This is a genomic window from Mesorhizobium sophorae, from assembly GCF_002270415.1.
GTDB classification, from domain to species: Bacteria; Pseudomonadota; Alphaproteobacteria; order Rhizobiales; family Rhizobiaceae; genus Mesorhizobium; species Mesorhizobium sophorae.
This window is the reverse complement of record NZ_NNRI01000022.1, coordinates 645,998-663,194: the sequence shown is the minus strand read 5'-3', so window position 1 is coordinate 663,194 and position 17,197 is coordinate 645,998. Positions and strand designations below refer to the sequence as shown.

At 59.3% G+C, this 17,197-nt stretch carries 17 protein-coding genes; 10 read left to right on the top strand and 7 right to left on the bottom strand.

Features of this window, described 5'->3' with window-relative positions; genetic code table 11:
* Positions 1-75 precede the first annotated feature (75 nt).
* Positions 76-384 carry a KTSC domain-containing protein gene (locus CGZ66_RS41195; protein ID WP_245331348.1) on the top strand — a complete coding sequence of 103 codons (309 nt, stop codon included), beginning with the start codon at positions 76-78 and terminating at the stop codon, positions 382-384.
* On the opposite strand, the gene CGZ66_RS34265 is transcribed toward CGZ66_RS41195, so the two are convergent.
* The 3 genes from CGZ66_RS34265 to CGZ66_RS34255 all read right to left on the bottom strand — a co-directional run bounded on the left by CGZ66_RS34265 (position 279) and on the right by CGZ66_RS34255 (position 3,390).
* Positions 279-710 carry a hypothetical protein gene (locus CGZ66_RS34265; protein ID WP_095091068.1) on the bottom strand — a complete coding sequence of 144 codons (432 nt, stop codon included), beginning with the start codon at positions 708-710 and terminating at the stop codon, positions 279-281. The two genes, CGZ66_RS41195 and CGZ66_RS34265, sit on opposite strands and share 106 nt — an antisense overlap.
* 234 nt (positions 711-944) lie before the next feature.
* Entirely contained in the window at positions 945-1,172 is a 228-nt protein-coding gene (locus CGZ66_RS34260; RefSeq protein WP_095091067.1) for a hypothetical protein, read from the bottom strand.
* A gap of 181 nt (positions 1,173-1,353) precedes the next feature.
* Positions 1,354-3,390, bottom strand: coding sequence for an NADH:flavin oxidoreductase (locus CGZ66_RS34255; RefSeq protein ID WP_095091066.1), 2,037 nt, complete (start codon positions 3,388-3,390; stop codon positions 1,354-1,356).
* Between the two features lie 148 nt (positions 3,391-3,538).
* Between CGZ66_RS34255 and CGZ66_RS34250 the strand changes: the two genes are divergently transcribed.
* The 4 genes from CGZ66_RS34250 to CGZ66_RS34235 all read left to right on the top strand — a co-directional run bounded on the left by CGZ66_RS34250 (position 3,539) and on the right by CGZ66_RS34235 (position 7,876).
* Complete coding sequence (locus CGZ66_RS34250; protein WP_095091065.1) at positions 3,539-4,168, top strand: TetR/AcrR family transcriptional regulator; 630 nt, start codon at positions 3,539-3,541, stop codon at positions 4,166-4,168.
* Positions 4,169-4,183: 15 nt separating this feature from the next.
* Positions 4,184-4,978, top strand: coding sequence for a pyrroline-5-carboxylate reductase family protein (locus CGZ66_RS34245; protein ID WP_095091064.1), 795 nt, complete (start codon positions 4,184-4,186; stop codon positions 4,976-4,978).
* Positions 4,979-5,026: 48 nt separating this feature from the next.
* Positions 5,027-7,012: an oxidoreductase gene (locus CGZ66_RS34240; protein WP_095091063.1), complete on the top strand. Its 1,986-nt coding sequence runs from the start codon at positions 5,027-5,029 to the stop codon at positions 7,010-7,012.
* Between the two features lie 381 nt (positions 7,013-7,393).
* Positions 7,394-7,876: a pyridoxamine 5'-phosphate oxidase family protein gene (locus CGZ66_RS34235; RefSeq protein WP_095091062.1), complete on the top strand. Its 483-nt coding sequence runs from the start codon at positions 7,394-7,396 to the stop codon at positions 7,874-7,876.
* Between the two features lie 149 nt (positions 7,877-8,025).
* Here the strand turns inward: CGZ66_RS34235 and CGZ66_RS34230 are convergent, their stop codons facing one another.
* Together CGZ66_RS34230 and CGZ66_RS34225 are read right to left on the bottom strand one after the other, a co-directional pair.
* Entirely contained in the window at positions 8,026-9,426 is a 1,401-nt protein-coding gene (locus tag CGZ66_RS34230; RefSeq protein WP_095091061.1) for a phospholipase D family protein, read from the bottom strand.
* A 95-nt stretch (positions 9,427-9,521) separates the two neighbouring features.
* On the bottom strand, positions 9,522-9,743 hold the full coding sequence (locus CGZ66_RS34225) for a hypothetical protein (protein WP_095091060.1): 222 nt from the start codon (positions 9,741-9,743) through the stop codon (positions 9,522-9,524).
* Between the two features lie 411 nt (positions 9,744-10,154).
* Here CGZ66_RS34225 and CGZ66_RS34220 point away from each other — a divergent pair, with 411 nt between their 5' ends.
* Positions 10,155-10,418: a YMGG-like glycine zipper-containing protein gene (locus CGZ66_RS34220; protein ID WP_095091059.1), complete on the top strand. Its 264-nt coding sequence runs from the start codon at positions 10,155-10,157 to the stop codon at positions 10,416-10,418.
* A gap of 107 nt (positions 10,419-10,525) precedes the next feature.
* Here the strand turns inward: CGZ66_RS34220 and CGZ66_RS40175 are convergent, their stop codons facing one another.
* A complete protein-coding gene (locus tag CGZ66_RS40175) occupies positions 10,526-10,696 on the bottom strand; it encodes a hypothetical protein (RefSeq protein WP_167392357.1) in 171 nt (56 codons plus the stop codon).
* A gap of 184 nt (positions 10,697-10,880) precedes the next feature.
* On the opposite strand from CGZ66_RS40175, the gene CGZ66_RS34210 reads away from it, so the two are divergent.
* From CGZ66_RS34210 to CGZ66_RS34195, 3 genes are all read left to right on the top strand, one after another.
* On the top strand, positions 10,881-11,084 hold the full coding sequence (locus CGZ66_RS34210) for a CsbD family protein (protein ID WP_095091057.1): 204 nt from the start codon (positions 10,881-10,883) through the stop codon (positions 11,082-11,084).
* A 247-nt stretch (positions 11,085-11,331) separates the two neighbouring features.
* On the top strand, positions 11,332-12,402 hold the full coding sequence (locus tag CGZ66_RS34205) for a YihY/virulence factor BrkB family protein (protein WP_095091731.1): 1,071 nt from the start codon (positions 11,332-11,334) through the stop codon (positions 12,400-12,402).
* Between the two features lie 164 nt (positions 12,403-12,566).
* Positions 12,567-13,715, top strand: coding sequence for an IS30 family transposase (locus CGZ66_RS34195; RefSeq protein WP_095081806.1), 1,149 nt, complete (start codon positions 12,567-12,569; stop codon positions 13,713-13,715).
* Positions 13,716-13,784: 69 nt separating this feature from the next.
* On the opposite strand, the gene CGZ66_RS34190 is transcribed toward CGZ66_RS34195, so the two are convergent.
* Positions 13,785-15,830 (bottom strand): sensor histidine kinase, encoded by a 2,046-nt coding sequence (locus tag CGZ66_RS34190; RefSeq protein WP_245331346.1) that lies wholly within the window; start codon positions 15,828-15,830, stop codon positions 13,785-13,787.
* 347 nt (positions 15,831-16,177) lie between these two features.
* Between CGZ66_RS34190 and tauA the strand changes: the two genes are divergently transcribed.
* Positions 16,178-17,185, top strand: coding sequence for a taurine ABC transporter substrate-binding protein (tauA, locus tag CGZ66_RS34185; protein ID WP_095091055.1), 1,008 nt, complete (start codon positions 16,178-16,180; stop codon positions 17,183-17,185).
* The last annotated feature ends 12 nt before the right edge of the window (positions 17,186-17,197 follow it).

Genomic DNA, 17,197 nt, shown 5'->3' with positions numbered 1-17,197 from the left:
TTGGAATGATGGGCGTATTTGGGGTCTATCCACAGGGTAGGTGGTGCAGAGCAACGCGTGCAACGGGTGCCCAAAATGCCGTCGACTGTGACCCGAAACACCAAATACGATCCGGCAACCAGAACGCTCTCCGTCTGGTTTGTCCCAAGCGGCGACAGCTATGACTACGAAGATGTTGCCCCGGCAACCTACGCCGTCTTCAGCTTGACCCAAACCGGTCAGGTGGGGATCGTATCGAGGTCCGGACAGGTGACGATCCTCACCTCAAACCGGCCAACTCAGTACATGATCCTTTGCCTCAGCCATGCAAAGAATCCGTTTCCTCCAAGCGTTGTGCGAACCCGCGCCGCAGCCCAATGCGCCTTCATGGTTGCGCCGACATGACAATCGCAGACGATTTCGTGCAGTTGCCAGTCGCTCAATTTGAAGAACCGCCTGGCCTCGCCATACGTGTCATCCTTCAGGCCGCATGCGCGCAACACCGGATCGTCGAAGGCAACGGCAAGTGCTGATCCGTCCCCCCGCACGCTGGCACGTTCCTCCAGGTGCAGATATTCGGTACCTGTAAACGCGGCAAGGCATCGCTCGGGATGTTGCTCCAGAAGTTCCGCCCAGCGTTCGATGCGCTGGTTGCGTGTCATTTCCGAATATGCGGCCGAAGTTTCAATCTTGGCGACCGCATGCAGTTGATCGAGTGTCTGATGTTTCATGGCAGTCTCCTGTCGAGAGGGAGAAGCGCCCACGCCTTCAAGGGAATTATCGCGCTGGGATGCTTCGACAAGAGCCGGAAACCGCTGGGAAGGAATCAATCTTTGGTACCGCCAGGCCGGGCCGGTCGAGACCATGAGAGTCTACTCGGTGTTCCACCTTCCGGGTTGGCCATGAGCCAATTGCCGATTTCGCACCGACCGGCACCGGCGGCTGGCGGAGCCCGTGGCAATCGATCAATCGCGAGCGTCAAAAAGGACGGCCAGTCCCAGTTCCCTAGCCAAGTCGACGATCTCCTCGGTCAACTCGTCATCTGTATCCTGCAGATAAGGCGCGTCCCTGCGAGTTGTCTTGATTGCCGCTTTGACAGAGACGATATCGCCGTATCGCGAACTTGCCAGCTCTACCGCCAGAAAGTCCCTGGCAGTGCCGACAGGTCCTGTTGTCCGTCTGGCGATGCTCATGCGGCTCCTTCCCCATGGTCACCTCCGGCTCATTTTGATCTCGTCCAAGATGCAGATCAATCGATAGTGCGATTCCGTACCAATTGCCGGTTGACGACAGTTGCGGCGTCGCTGGAGTGGCCGGGTGATGCTGGGCCAACCCTTGTCGTGATTGAGCGGACGAGTTTGTCCGCCTCGCCAATCAGATATCTTTCGCCAAGCGAAGTGCGTCGTAAATCGCAGCGTGGGTGTTGCGAGCTGAAACGGCGTCGCCGATGCGGAAGAGTTGGAACTGGCCCTGCGCATTGCGAACCACCGACTGCGGTTGTCCGGTGATGAGTTCATCGTGCGAAATCTCGCCGTGGTTGGTCGATTTCGGTTTCAGTTCGAAATAGATGTCGTCGAGCGGAATGGTGCCGTGATTGACGACAACCTGATCCACGATGCGCTGTTTGGACACGCCGCCATAGTCACTGCCGACATGGGCAATGAGCTGGTTGCCGTTCTTTTCAACAGACTCCAGCCGATACGTGACCGTGAAGGTCACATCGAGTTTTTGAAGCGACCTCATGTACGGCACGAGGTTCATTGCCATGACCTCGGGTGAGAAGGACCGGTCCGGCGTCATGATTTCAACCTTCGCTCCGGCGCCCGCGAGAAATTCCGCGGCCTGGAGTGCCGCGTGGTCACCCGCGTCGTCGTAGATGAGGACATTGGTTCCCGGCTTCACGTCTCCGGAGATGATGTCCCATGAAGACACCACCAGCTCGTTGCCCTTCGAAAGGACGTCGGTGTGCGCCACCCCGCCCGTGGCAATAATGACGACGTCCGGGTTTTGAGCCTCGATGGTTTCGGCTTCCGCCCAGCTATTGAACTGGATGTTCACTCCGTGTTTTTCGCACTGCGCCATGCGCCAATCGATGATGCTCATCATCTCCTTGCGGCGTGGGCTCAGTGCTGTCAGGCGGATTTGCCCTCCCGGTCCGCTCGCGGCTTCGAACACCACGACCTCGTGCCCCCGCTCACCCGCCACGCGGGCGGCCTCGAGGCCGGCCGGACCTGCACCGACGACGACGATCTTCTTACGGGTCTCGGCCTTGGCGACAATGTGCGGCATGGTCAGTTCGCGACCAGTGGCGGGGTTGTGAATGCAGTATGCCGCCCCGCCCTGATAGATGCGGTCAAGGCAATAGTTGGCGCCGACACAGGGCCTGATTTCGTCTTCGCGCTTTTCGATGATCTTCCGCACGATGTGTGGGTCGGTCATGTGAGCGCGCGTCATCCCGATCATGTCGACCTTGCCCGACGCAATCGCGTGGCGCGCAGTCGCCACATCCGGAATTTTCGCCGCATGGAAGGTCGGGAAGTTGGTCGCGGCACGGATCTCTCCCGCAAAATCAAGGTGTGGGGCGTTCGCCATTCCCTGGATCGGAATGACGTCCGTCAGGCCCGCGTCGGTGTCGATGTGGCCGCGGATCACGTTGAGGTAATCGATAAGTCCGCTTTCCTTGAGGCGTTTGGAGATTTCAAGGCCTTCCGACTTGCCAGTGCCGCCGGGGAGGCATTCGTCCGCGGTATATCGCACGCCCAGGATGAAGTCCTCGCCCACCCGTGACCGGATCGCCTTCAAGACATCCATGCAGAAGCGCATGCGATTATCGAGCGAACCGCCATAAGGACCGTCAAGTTCGTTCGTGAGAGGAGACGTGAACTGTTCGAGCAGATGACCGTAGGCCTCGAGCTCGACGCCATCCATCCCGCCTGCCTTCATCCGCTCGGCGGCGTCCGCGAAGTCCTTGATGATGCGCTCGATATCCCAGTCTTCAATTTTCTTGGGAAACGCTCGGTGTGAGGCTTCGCGATGATGGGATGGAGCCACAACGGGCAGCCAATCGCCTTTGTCCCAGCGGGTACGCCGTCCAAGATGGGTCAGCTGGATCATGATGGCGGCGCCCTCTTCGTGCACCGCATCGGTCATTTGCTTGATCCACGGTACGATCTCATCCTTGTAGGCGAGCAGGTTGTTGAAGACCGGGGGGCTGTCCTTCGAGACCGCCGCCGACCCGGCCGTCATCGTCATCGCCACGCCGCCTTTCGCCCGCTCCACCGTGTAGGCAAGATAGCGCTCCTTCGGCATCCCATCCTCCGGATAGGCCGGCTCGTGGGACGTCACGATGATGCGGTTGCGAAGGGTCAAATGCTTGAGTTTATAGGGCTGCAAAAGGGGATCGTTCGACATCTGACGGACTCCGGGCTGGCGTGGCAGGCGCAAACGCTATTTGAAAATGTACAGATATGTCAAGTTTGAGTTCTCATAGGTCGATCAAATCGACATATCTGTACATTTTGCTGGTTTTCACTTTTGCGTTTTGTTAGGTTGATCGCTCATGGAGCAAATTTCGAACGACAGCGGATGGCGCGGATCGCCGGAGGGGTGGCTTGAAGCCGCCTACGACTTGCTTCTCGAATCCGGCGTCGACACGGTGAGAATTTCGCCCTTGGCCAAGAAGCTGGGCCTGTCCCGCACCAGCTTCTATTGGTTCTTCAAGGATCGAGAGGAGTTGCTGGCTGCCCTCTTGACGCGTTGGCGGGACAAGAACACCGGCAACCTCGTCAAGCAGGCTGAGGCCTATGCCGAGACTGTGGCCGAAGCGATGCTGAACGTTTTCGACTGCTGGCTCGACAAGACCTTGTTCGACTCCCAGTTCGAGTTCGCAGTCAGAAGCTGGGCGCTCCAATCTCCTGAGATCCTGGCGGAGGTACAGACAGCCGACCAGACGCGCCTCGACGCGATGAGCCAGATGTTCGTCCGCTTCGGTTACGAGGAAGGCTCAGCCGACGTTCGAGCGCGCACCATCTACCTCGTGCAGATCGGCTACATCTCAATGCAGACCAGGGAAGATCTCGCGGTCCGCATGAAGCGCATTCCCGGGTACGTTGAGATTTTTACGGGCGAGGCCCCAAAGAAGCGGGAGCTGGATCGGTTCTTCGCCAGACATGGCCATTCGGCGGGTTGAGGAAGAGTTTCGACAATGAGCGAACCCTTGAGCATCGGAATAATTGGCGGAGGTGGCTGGCTTGGACGGGCCATCGCCGAGGCCATCATCGATGCACAGATAGTCGCCGCCGAGCACCTCACGCTTTCCTACAGAAGTGGGCAACCCGGCTTTCTGCCGAACGCTGCATGGACCAGGGACAATCAGGAACTGGCCGATCGATCCGATGTCATCATCGTATCGGTCCGCCCCCAGGACTGGCCTGCCATCGACATTTCTGCGTATGGCAAGCTCGCCATGTCGGTCATGGCCGGAGTGCCTCTCGACCAACTGGCTCGACGTCTCAAGACCGAACGCGTCGTGCGCACGCTTCCGAATGCTGCGGCAGCGGTGCGCAATTCCTATACTCCCTGGATAGGCTCTCGGGGTGTCACTGCGGATGACCGCGATGTCGCCCGTCGGATTCTGGAGGCCTGTGGTGCCGCCGATGAAGTCAAAAGTGAAGCAGATATCGACTATCTGACGGGCCTCACCGGATCCGGCCCGGCCTTTCCGGCCCTCCTGGCCGCAGCGATGATGGACGATGCCGTCGGTCGAGGAATAAGCCCGGACATTGCCCGAAGGAGCGTCAGCGCGGTGCTGATTGGAACGGGAAAACTCCTCGAGGCTCGCGCAGACAATCCCAAAGACATCGTCCAGACCTTCCTCGACTACCGCGGCACCACCGCGGCAGCAATCGAGGCCATGCGCGCAGCTGGGTTTGAAGCGGCCGTGGCAGACGGGCTTGCTGCAGCGCTTCAGAAATCCGTGAGTATGGGACAAGCCTCCTGATTGCCACACGAGGCGGGTTGCCGTCCTCCGACCCGCAGGTGAGATACAATGTCAAAACTCTATCCGCATCTGTTTTCACCCGTAAAGCTGGGCAGTCGCACCCTGCGAAACCGGATCGTGTTCGGGGCTCATACCGCCAACATGGCCGAAAATGGCGTGCCGACCGAACGACACGTTGCCTACTATGCCGAACGAGCGATTGGCGGGGCCGGCATGATTGTTGTCGAACCCATGCCCGTCCATCAGGCCGCCGTGCTGACACGCGGCAATTTCCGGCCTGGCGACGATAGCGTCATTCCTCATTTCCAGCATGTCACGCGGGCGATCAAGGACCACGGGGCGATCGCCATCCAGCAGCTCTACCACGTCGGTGCGCATGGCGATTCGGACAACTCATTTCATGCGCATTGGTCGCCCTCGGGCCTACCAAGCTATCACGACAGCGACGGTTCCCACGCTATGTCGCAGGATGAGATCTGGGAGACCATCGACGGCTTCGTTCAGGCCGCGCGCCGCTGCCGGGACGCCGGTTTCGATGGTGTCGAAGTCTGGGCTGCCTATGTCGGACTGATCGATCAATTCTGGACACCCTGGACAAACCAACGCGAAGACCAATGGGGAGGCTCGCTCGAAAACCGCACGCGGATCTCCCGCGAGATCCTGACCCGCATCCGGGAAACATGCGGCCGAGATTTTATCGTTGGGCTCTCGGTCAGCGATGAGCCAGACTACACAGTCGCACTCAGTCGCCAGGAACTGGCGGAGATCATTCGGTTGCATGATGAGCAGGGGCTGATCGACTACGTGACCTGCGGAACCGGCAGCTACCTCGATTTCTACAAGATAATGCCGACCTTTCTCTACCCGGAGAAACTTGGCGCCGATCTTGCGGCGACCCTCAAGGGCGTGGTCAAGACGGCCCTCGTGGTGGCCGAGAGCCATATCAGGACACCTGAAAACGCCGAAACCGTGCTCGGCGAGAAGGCTGCGGACCTTGTCTCGATCGTGCGGGGCCAGATCGCCGACCCGCACCTGGCACGCAAGGCCGCGGCAGACCGGCCGGACGATGTGCGCGGCTGCATATCCTGCAACCAGATGTGCTGGGGCCGCCGTTCACGCGACTACTGGATCAGCTGCCTTATCAATCCCTCGGCAGGACGCGAGTTTGAATGGGGCGGTGACCGGTTCACGGCCGCCACCATCAAAAAACGGGTGCTTGTCGTCGGCGGCGGGCCCGCTGGCCTCGAGACGGCACGCGTTGCCGCCGAACGGGGCCACGACGTGGTGCTGGCCGAAGCCTCCAGCAGACTGGGCGGGAACTTTCTTCTTGCCGGATTGCAGCCGCGCCGGGGGCAAATCCTCGACCTCCTTGGCTGGTATGAGCGCCAGCTCAGCAAGCTGAACGTCGACGTGCGGCTGAACACCTATGTCGAGGCATCGGAAATCCCCTCATTCCAAGCCGACACCGTCATCCTGGCCACGGGGTCGGTGTCTCCCGAAACCGGATTTCAGAAGGCGCTGCCGGCAATGCCGAGCTTGCCCGGCATCGAAAAGGGCAATGTCTTCTCGATCGAATCCGTGATGGCCCGCCATGCGCGACCCGGCAAGCGCGTGCTTTTGCTCGACGAGGGCGGAGGCTGGCGCGGCGGTGGCACAGCCTGGAAACTTGCCGAGGATGGCCATCAAGTGACCATTCTCACGCCCGATCCGCTGGTCGGCAAGGAACTGCAGCGGACAGCTGCCGATTTCCCGCTGCGACGGACATTGCGCCAGCTTGGCATCAAATGGTTCGTGGACGTCAGCGTTCTGGAATGGCACGGGGACGGCGTGACCGTCGTCGACCACAACACCCGTGAAGAAAGTTTCGTACCGGGCGATTGCCTTGTTCTCGCAACCACCAACGTGGCGGCGGATTGGCTGGCGAAAGAGTTGAAAGGCACATCGCAACCTTTCATGGAGGTCGGCGATGCCGCCGCTCCACGCCAGGCGCCCTACGCATTCCACGAAGGAAGGAAGGTCGCCCTGCGGCTGTGATAGGCGCACTAGAGCAATTCCAGAAAAAGTGTGAAACGGTTTTCCCGGGAAAAGCGCGTAGCGCTTTCCCTCAGGGAATTTCGTCAAAACAAAGAGATAGAGCGGTTCGCCGTTTCCGTGAAACGGTGAACTGCGCTAGTCGCCGAGATGGCCGCGCGAAGCAGGCACCCTGCCCGCACCTAGATCCGAGCGGCATCGGTCGAAGGGTCGTCGACCGAAAAGCGAGATGGCATCATTCCATCTCCCTGGTACGAATCTCACGCGAGACCGAACAGTTTTACCACTCCAGCAAGGAACGTTTTCACCAATCGCCGGCCCCGTCGGAACCGAACATGCCCAACAGTCGTTTGTCCCCTTTCGCCAATTCGAAAGGAAACGCCTATGCCAGCCCCCGCGGAACTCAAATCCAGGTTCTGGGCATCCTTGAAGTCCGATATGACGATGATGATCGGACTCGATAACTCCAAGGTCATTCCTCGTCCGATGACTGCACAAATGGAGACTGACGGAAATGGTCCAGTCTGGTTCTTTACGGCGAAAGACACCGAACTCGTTCAGGGTCTGACGGATGGCAGCAAAGCGACCGCGACCTTCACGTCCAAAGGCCACGATCTGTTCGCCACAGTGCAGGGGAATCTTTGGCTCGACAACGACCGTGCAACGATCGATCGGCTTTGGAATCGCTTTGTGGCCGCATGGTTTGAGGGCGGGAAAGATGATCCGAGGCTGGCGTTGCTACGGTTCGATCCGCGGGAGGCAGAGATTTGGCTGGATGGATCGAGCGTAATGGCGGGGATCAAGATGTTGCTCGGGTTCGATCCCAAAGACGAATACAAAGACAACGTCGCCAAAGTCGAGCTTTGACTCTGACGCGCCGACCGCGCTGTGGGCTCTGGTCTAGTTCGATCGTTGTGTACTCCGTGTAGGCAACCCGGCCGCTGCCCTCGGCACGAAGACGCGTTAACGCAGGGATCTACGCGCTTGGGCTCGACACTCGATGGTCGCTTTGCTGCCTAAAGTTGGGACTCGATCGGGAGATGGCGGACCAGGATCGCCAGGATGCGGCGGAAAATCCCCGCTTCAGGTTCGTGAGAATAATTTTGGGACCTGCCTCCGTCGCATCCATGCCAGTGGAGCGCGTTGTTTTTCAGTTCGAGCCGATAACTCGCTTCCGGTGATATCTCTGCCTGGAACCTGCGCCGCAGTTCAGCGACCAATTCCTCATCCTCAAAAAGCACTCCCATTTCCGAGTTCAACGACACCGACCGCGGATCAAAATTGAAGGAGCCGACGAAACCGGTCTTGTCATCGACGCTGAAAGCCTTCGTGTGCAGGCTGGCTCCCTTGGACCCAAATACCGAGATCGCCTGCCGCCGGCTGAAGGGCTGAAGCTCAAAAATCTTGACGCCGTTCCTGAGCAATCGCTTGCGATAATTTGCATAGGCGCCGTGGACCGCTGCGACATCAGTGGCTGCCAATGAATTGGTCAGAACCGCAACTTCAACGCCGTTGCTGACGAGGTCCGACAAGATTGCGGACCCCCTTTTGCCAGGAATGAAATAGGGAGACACAATTTCCAGGCAATTGCGCGCTGACTGAATGATCGGAAGCAATTCCTTCAACAGCCAACTGCGACGTCTCCAGCCGCGCACTTTCTCTGGAGGGTCGGAAATCACTCGAACACGTTCCACCCAGTGCACATCGTTGCCGGCCGCAATGAACTCAGCGACGGTCCCATGGTCGCCGATCCCGTTCAAAAGTTTTGACTCGGTTTCAGCATCGCTTCCTCCAAACAATTCGGCCTGCGTGGTCGCAGCGGCTGGACCGAGCGCGCCAATTGGTTTTGCGTCCTGGCACGTCCAGAAAGCCTTGAAAATTTCGGCGGTTTGCTGCACGGCGGGGCCGAGGAGGAGAACGTCGAGGTCGCGGAAATTTGTTTCTGCTGCATCAAAGTAGGCATCGCCGACATTGCGCCCCCCGACAATGGCGATGTCGTCGTCGGCTATCCACGCCTTGTTGTGCATCCTGCGCGTCAATGCAAAAAGCCGCAGGAGAACTTCCATGCTGCGTACAATGCCGCGTGCTCTGACGCCGCTCGGATTGAACAGCTTCAGCTCGATGTTTGGATGGCTGCTCAACGCCAGATATGCAGAATCACTTTTGCGCGGGTTGACGTCATCAAGCAGCATTCGCACGCGCACGCCCCGCTGAGCGGCCCGGAAAACTTCCTGCAGAAGCAAGCGGCCGGTGTGGTCGTCATGCCACAGGTAGTACATGAGATCGAGAGTGCGAACCGCGCTTCTTGCCGCCAACACACGCGCGGCGAAGGCATCATAGTTGTCCGAGATGAGCAGCAAGCCGCTCTTGCCGGTTTTGATATTGTCGTCCCGTGTTCTGGCGATGCAGACATCCATAAATTGGCGACCTTTTGACGGCGGTCGAAGCCGCTAGAAATAGCCAGCGCTTCAGAGTTCAAACTGTTCCACTACCGCGTTGCCAACCCATTGACTCATTTCGGCTCGCTCTTGATTGCAGCAACGAGAGCCTGGACCTGCTGGCCATGTTGTGTGGCAATCTTCAACAGGGTCACGGCCGTTTCGTGGGGTGTCCATCCCTGCGCCTGTGAGGCAGTTACCAAAGCAGCAAATGCGGTCTCCAGTGCGACTTCACAATTGATCTCCCGATCCGGGCTGCCCTCTGGCAATATTGGCGGTTCAACAGTCTGGGTCATGTCGGCTTTGCGCTACCTCCTGAGGCCAAAAAAGCTCAGAACGGCAAGGACGACGACGACGAGCCCGACGAGATAGATAATGCTGTGCACGGTTCGATCTCCTCAAAATGATTTGGCAGACCAAGCTCTCTTGCCCGGTCTTTGAGGATTTGGTGGCAACCCTCGCACCGAGTGAACACTTGGAACTGTCTAATGTTCCAATGCCCATGCCGCCTTTTCCAGATGCGAAGGTTTTCCTCGCCGGACAGATGCGCCGAGTAGCCCGTGCTTGAGCCAGTACGTGGTCTTCCGTTTCTGCCCTCGCTGAAGATGGCTCGCGCAATCAAAAGCCAATTTAGCAAATCGATGGATCGAAAAAACAAATCGCGCATTTATCACCGGGCTCAATGTCGGGCCGCTGGAGGACAACTCATGAAAAAGACATTGCTCATATTGAGCCTTATCATTCCGCTCGCAGCATGCTCGCGCACCGAGCAGGGCGCTGCAGTCGGTGGTCTAGGCGGTGCGGCAATTGGTGCCGCCGTAGCCGGTGATCCCGTGAAAGGCGCGATCGTTGGCGGTGCCGCTGGAGCCATCGCGGGCGCGGTGATCGGGCATGCCAGTGAAGCCGGTCAGTGCCGCTACAGAGATCGCAATGGGCGTGTCTACATCGCACGGTGTCCCGACGGATATTGATACTATCGAGCCGTGTGATCCCGTCAGCGGGATCACACGGCTCAAAGCTCGGCCGTTTGTCTTGGCTGCCGACAGGCTCCACATGATCCCAGTCAGAAACTTGCGGTCTAAGGCTTCCTGTTTTTCAGCATCCGCGCTTCCCGCAAGAGCGATGCCCAATTGAGCCCGAGGAAGTCGATCAACTCACGGGCCTGTGCTTCGGTGATGCCGGTCTCGCTAGCCAGATGACGAGCCATGCCGTCCGTCGCAGCCGGTGGCCTTCCTTGCTCGTCAACCATCTGTCGGATGTCCCTTCCTGTGACCCAACGGCCCGCGAGGTGGATGGTTCCTGCCGCCCGCCCAGCCCAACAGGCTCCGGCCATCTGCACAGCGTTTTGAGAAAGTCCGAACGGCGAGGACATCGTGGAACCTCCCTCTTCGGACGACGTTTGGCCTTGTGTGAAACGAAGGAGACCCTGTGTCATGGACTGGAACCGCGTCGAAGGAAACTGGAAGCAGGTTAAGGGTAAGATCAAGGAACAATGGGGCAAACTCACTGACGATGATCTTGATCGAATCGCCGGTAAACGCGATCAGCTCGAAGGCAAGATCCAGGAGCGTTACGGCATCGAGAAGGATCGAGCCCGTCGCGATATCGATGACTGGTATGGCCGGCAGGGGTGGTAGGTTCGAATTCTCCGACCCGCGGAAGCGCGACTGATCATAACGCCCGTCGCTCCATTCACGGCAGCGACGGGCCGTCCTTAGGGGATAGCTTGTCGCCTAATGGAGCGCGCAGAAAGGGACGTAGATACACCGATCTGAAAGGCGGTGTTGGACGGCTAAGCAAAGCCGGATCAGGCGAGAGGTAATTTGCCGCGCTGGCGGCGCCCAACGACATCTGTTGAACGCGGGATTGATTGAGGCGCGCACAGTGGCTTCGAAGGCGGAAGGGAAACAGCAGCCGACCGGAACGAAACCCTCACTCATCGATGGGGAAGCGGCCAGTCGAGCTGCATCAACCACAGAAGGCAGCAAAGCCACCCTGCGGTCGGAGCCTAGAGGCCGCGGACGCGATGCTGCCTGGCCATCACAGATCCCGGCACTGGGCTGGAAGGATATCTTCTGGCGGCTGTGGGAAGAATTCAACAAGGACCGGGTCCTGCTGGTCGCGGCAGGCGCGACCTTCTATCTATTGCTCGCCCTGTTTCCGGCGCTGGCGGCCTTCATTTCGATCTATGGTTTCGTCGCGGATCCTGTCACGGTCGCGGATCATGTCGCCTATCTGGGCGGTTTGCTGCCATCGGGCGGGCTCGATCTTATTCGCGACCAATTGCAGGCCCTGGCCAAGCAGAAACCGGGTGCTCTCGGAACCGGCTTCTTCATCGGCCTTGGCGTCGCGCTATGGAGCGCCAACAGCGGCATGAAGGCGCTCTTCGACGCCATGAACATAGCTTATGAAGAGCGCGAGAAACGCAGCTTCATCACCCTCAACCTGATGTCGATACTGTTTACGGTCGGAGCCTTGCTGATTGGCATCGTGCTGTTGCTAACCGTGGGCGTCGTTCCGGCATTGTTGCGCTATTTCTACCTTGATGCCTGGACCGAAACGCTTGTTGCGGCGTCCCGATGGCCGATCCTGGTTTGCACCACGCTGACCGGCATTTCCCTGCTCTATCGCTTCGGGCCGAGTCGAGAGTATGCCAAGTGGCGATGGCTGAGTTGGGGAGCCTTGATCGCGACCACTATCTGGATCGGGGCATCGTGGCTCTTCTCGTTCTATCTGCAGCATTTCGCCAACTACAACGCCACGTACGGATCGCTTGGCGCGGTGGTCGGCTTGATGATGTGGACTTGGATTTCAGTCATCATCCTTATTGCCGGCGCCGCCATCAACGCGGAAATGGAACATCAGACGGCCGTCGACTCGACCACGGGCCCTGCTCTGCCCATGGGCAAGCGCGGTGCGGTCGTCGCCGACACATTGGGCAAGACTGCGGATTGATGGTCTGACGATCCCATCTGTCGCCGTTCTTGCGACGCAGCCTGAAATCACACGGTGCCAGAAGCGACACGCCGGCAATCAACTCAAGCGAATGACTTCAAAGGGTCGGTGGGTTCAACCGATCGTGGCAACACCTTTAGTCTGAGAGGATGAGGAGGTGTCGCATGGTGACGTCACGGGTCTGGTTTACATCAGCGCAGAAGGCCGAGCTTTGGGAGCGATGGAAGCAAGGCCAAAGCATTTCGTCGATCTCGCGGGCATTGGACCGCAGGAACAAAACCGGCGTGCAGCGGATCGTATCCCTACATGGCGGCATTGCTCCGTCAGCAAGGCGTAGAGCGGCTTGGGCGCTTGGACTGGCGGAGCGAGAAGAGATCTCTCGGGGGATCGCGGCGGGTCTTGCGATACGCGCCATTGCCAGAAGTCTTGGGCGCGCGCCATCGACAATATGTCGGGAGATCACGCGCAATGGAGGTACGCGAACTTACCGTGCAACTCGGGCTGACAAGCAGGCTTGGGAGCGCGCGCTACGCCCGAAGCAGTGTCGCCTTGCATGCTCTGGACGGCTACGATGGCGGGTCGCGCAAAAGCTGGCGCTACAGTGGTCGCCGGAGCAAATAGCGGGCTGGTTGAGGCGAGAGTACCCGGGCGATCCAAGCATGCGGATATCTCATGAAGCAATCTATCGCAGTCTATTCATCCAGTCGCGAGGGGTACTCAAGAAGGAACTGACGGCACATCTGCGCACCAAACGGCAGATGCGCCTCGCCAAAGGTGCACAGCGCCGGACGGGGCAAGGGCAGATACTCGATATGGTCTCCATCCGCGAGCGTCCCGCTGAGGCTGAGGATCGAGCTATCCCAGGCCATTGGGAGGGTGATCTGCTCACCGGTGCGAACGACACGAACATCGCCACCCTCGTCGAACGACACAGCCGGTTCACGATGCTTGTGAAGTTGACGAGAAGGGACTCGGCCACCGTCGTGGCGGCCCTCGCCAAGCAGATCGGCACATTGCCCGAAGAGCTGCGGCGCTCGTTGACATGGGACCAGGGCAAGGAGATGGCTCGTCACAGGAGCTTCACCGTTGCAACCGATCTACAGGTCTACTTCTGCGATCCGCGCAGTCCCTGGCAGCGCGGCACCAACGAAAATACCAACGGTCTGCTCAGGCAGTACTTCCCGAGAGCAACCAACCTCTCCCGTGTCTCCCAGGCCCAACTCAACGCCGTCGCTCTGCGGCTCAATCAGCGCCCCCGAAAAATCCTGGACTTCGAAACGCCGGCCGATAGGCTACAGAAGGTGTTGCGGTGACCAGTTGAACTCACCGTCCGCCATGCGCCATTGGCGCACCCGAAAATAGTTCGGACTGAACAGCGAGGTCTAAGTTTCGCTGCCTGGAAAATGTGCTTCGGCCTCATTCGGCTCAGACAGGTTCACCTGGAAAAGGCAGACCAGTCCCGACCTTTCGAAAGTCAGCACCACGCGTCCCGCGGAATCGGAGTCGAATATGCGCTCCAGGAGCTGGGTGCCAAACCCCTTGCGCTCGACGGGGCCGACGGTCGGGCCACCAGTCTCTCGCCATTCGAGTTCAAGTTGGCGTTGCTGTTTTTGACCAACAAGCTTCCAGCATAGCGAAACCCTGCCGTTTGCATTCGACAGCGCCCCATATTTGATCGCATTTGTCGTAAGTTCATGAAGTGCTAGAGCACATGAAAGGGCGACGTTGGGCGGAAGCCAAACCTTCCCTCCGCTGATTTGAAATCGTTCGATCGGAGCATGCGGCTTGATCGAGGCTGTGACCAGATCATGGAGATCGGCGCCGCTCCAGTTCTTCTGCGTCAGGATATCGTGCGCCTTCGCCAGCGAGATGAGCCGGTCAGACAGGACCCGTCCTGCCTCGGGCAAAGTGGTTGCGTTGCGGATCGTCTGGCTTGCGATTGCCTGGACCACCGAAAGCGTGTTCTTGACGCGGTGGTTGAGTTCGTTGACCAGCAATTTGCGATGCTCTTCGCCGCGTCTGCGGTCGGTTATATCAAGGCTGATCTGCACGGCACCAATTATGCTGCCGCCCGGGCTGCGGATCGGACGCGCGCTCGAGAGCAGAAAGCGCTCCACGCCAGACGGAAGCGTATAGGCGAATTCTTCGTTGTCTGTCAGCTCTCCACGCATGGCCCGACTTAGAGGCCGGTCCTGCCGGCTCACGGTATGGCCGTCCTTGACCGCCACGGTGTTGATCACGAGGTCGGGCGCGCCAAACGATTTGCGGGCGTCGGTCGGCAGACCCATGAGTTCCGCCGCGAAGCGATTGCGAATGACCTGAAGGGCTTGGGGGTCATAGGTGAACCAGACTGCTGCCGGCACCGTCTCCAGTACTGTCTCCAATTCATATCGGCGCTCGGCGATGGCACGCTCGGCGTCTACCAGCGCCTGCGCAATGGCGCCGAACTCGGCAACCGTGGTGGACATAGGCTCAACTGCGCGGCCCTGACCAAGCGCCTCAGCGCGGGCAGCTAGGTCGGTGGTCGCTCCCGTGAAGCGCTTTCCCACGACGTAGCCGAGAGCGATCGACACAAGAAGCGCCAGCAGGCCGATCCCGCAAATTGCCGCGAGCGAGCGCCATAGCGGCGCCTGCACCTCCGAAAGCGGCACGTTGGCGGTATAGAACCAATCGGAATAGGAGGATCGGTAGTAGCCCGCCAGCAGCGTGGTGCCCTCGAAGTTGCGGGAAGTGAAGCTGCCGGAGCGGCCAACGATTTTTTCCAGATATTCCGGCAATCCAGGCTTGCCGCTCATCTCCTGATGCGACCTGGAACGTGCCACGTAACTTCCGTGGCGATCTCCAACACCAACCGTCCACCCCTCGAGAACAGCAGGCATCAACACATCCCGGATGCGCGCGGTCGGGATGGAAATCGAAAGGACCAGATCTTCGCCCGTCGGCGCCGGCACCCGTATGGCAACGGCTATGCGGTAGTTTTTGGAATCCTTGCTGGCAAAGACGTCGCTGACGAAAATGCCGGACGCTCTGAGTTTCTCCAGATCCCCTGCCGGCATCGGTTCGACCGGCGGCAGAACTTCACCGTGCCCGATCCCTGTATTCAACAACTGATTGCGACCTAAATCGCGCAGGACGATGATCCGGTCCGTCCCTTCGACCAGGCTGAGTGCCTCGCCGCGAAAGGTTTCCAGATCGCCATTGGCCAGAGCAGGCGATTTCGACAAACCGTTGAGAGTCGTTTGAAGATTGGCTAGTTCGCCCTCGACAACGAGCGAAACCTGCCGGGCGGTTTGGCGGGCGTCCTGGTCGAAGCGGGACCGCTCATGCACAGCATATTGGACCAGCAGATAGGCCGCGAAGAGCCAGACCGGTATCACCGCGGCCGCGATCAGACCAAGCAGGTGCGATCGAGCTGATCGACGAGGCAAAATGCTGTTTCCCCTGCCGCCTCAGAAAACCTGGCCAACCATAATCGCAAGCCGGTGAACAGCAAGCATTAGTTCAAGCTAGGGCGGCCGCGGCAGTCGAGAGAAATTCGACCCGCCGATAAACGAACTGATCCCCACAAATAATGCGTCGGACCGGCCCCTCGGGTTTGCGTGAGAATGATCCGTTGGGGCCGGTTCGCGTCGAAGCCGCAATTTTTTACCGAGGGCCAGCCTTTCGGAATTTCATTCCTGTCTAAGTCTATAATATTAGTGGACTTTAATCCTCGGCCCCTCGCTCAGGGCCGGCAATCGAAGCTGTGCCCTCTGTTTCAAAGGAATAAGATACCATGCGAAAACTGATTTCCGCTGCCCTAGTCGGGCTTGCCCTGGCGGCCAGCTCCGCCGCAGCGCTTGCCGCCGACAAGAAAGTCGTCATCGCCTACCAGACGGGTGCCAATCCGTACAATCTCGGCATTGCCAATGGCGATCTTGCCAAGAAGACCGGCTGGGACATCGAATTCCGCCGCTTCAATTCAGGCGCCGACATCTTCGCCGCCATTGCATCCGGCGACGTCCAGATCGGTGATGTCGGATCAAGCCCTTTCGCCGCCGCCGTCAGCAGGGGCATCGACGTGAAGGCGTTCTACATCTCCTCGGTCTCTCGTGACGGGGAAGCCCTGGTGGTGCGGCCCGAGATCAAGTCGCCGGCCGACTTGCGGGGCAAGAAGCTCGCCGCAGCACCCGTCTCGACTGACCATTACCAGCTTCTCGCCGTACTCAAGCAGGAAGGTATCACGGAGAAGGAAACCCAGGTCATCGCCATTCCGCAGCCCGAGATCGTCGCGGCTTGGAAGCGCGGTGACATCGATGGCGCCTTCGTCTGGGATCCGGCACTCTCCGAACTCAAGAAGAACGGCAAGGTCCTGCTCACAGCCGGCCAGGTCGCCGATCGTGGCGCTCCGACCTTCAGCGCGCTTGTCGTGACCGGTGATTTCGCCAAGGCCAATCCCGACTTCCTCGGCCAGTATGTGCGGCTGATCGACGGCTACAACACCGCCTATCTGAGCAATCCGGCCGCCTGGGGACCGGACTCCGAGAGCGCCAAGGCGATCGCCAAATTGCAGGGCGGTACGGCGGCCGAAAATTCGGAGCAGCTGAAGACGACGGTGGTTCCGCCGCTCGACGAACAGGCTTCCGACAAATGGCTGGGCGGTGGCGACAAGAGCGCCGTCGCGAAAATCCTCAAGGACACTGCGGGCTTCCTGAAGGACCAGAAGAAGATCACCGCCATCAAGGACAGCTACGCCTCAGCCGCCGATCCGCAATATGCGCAGGCCGCCAAGGCCTCCAACTAAAATCCTTGAACG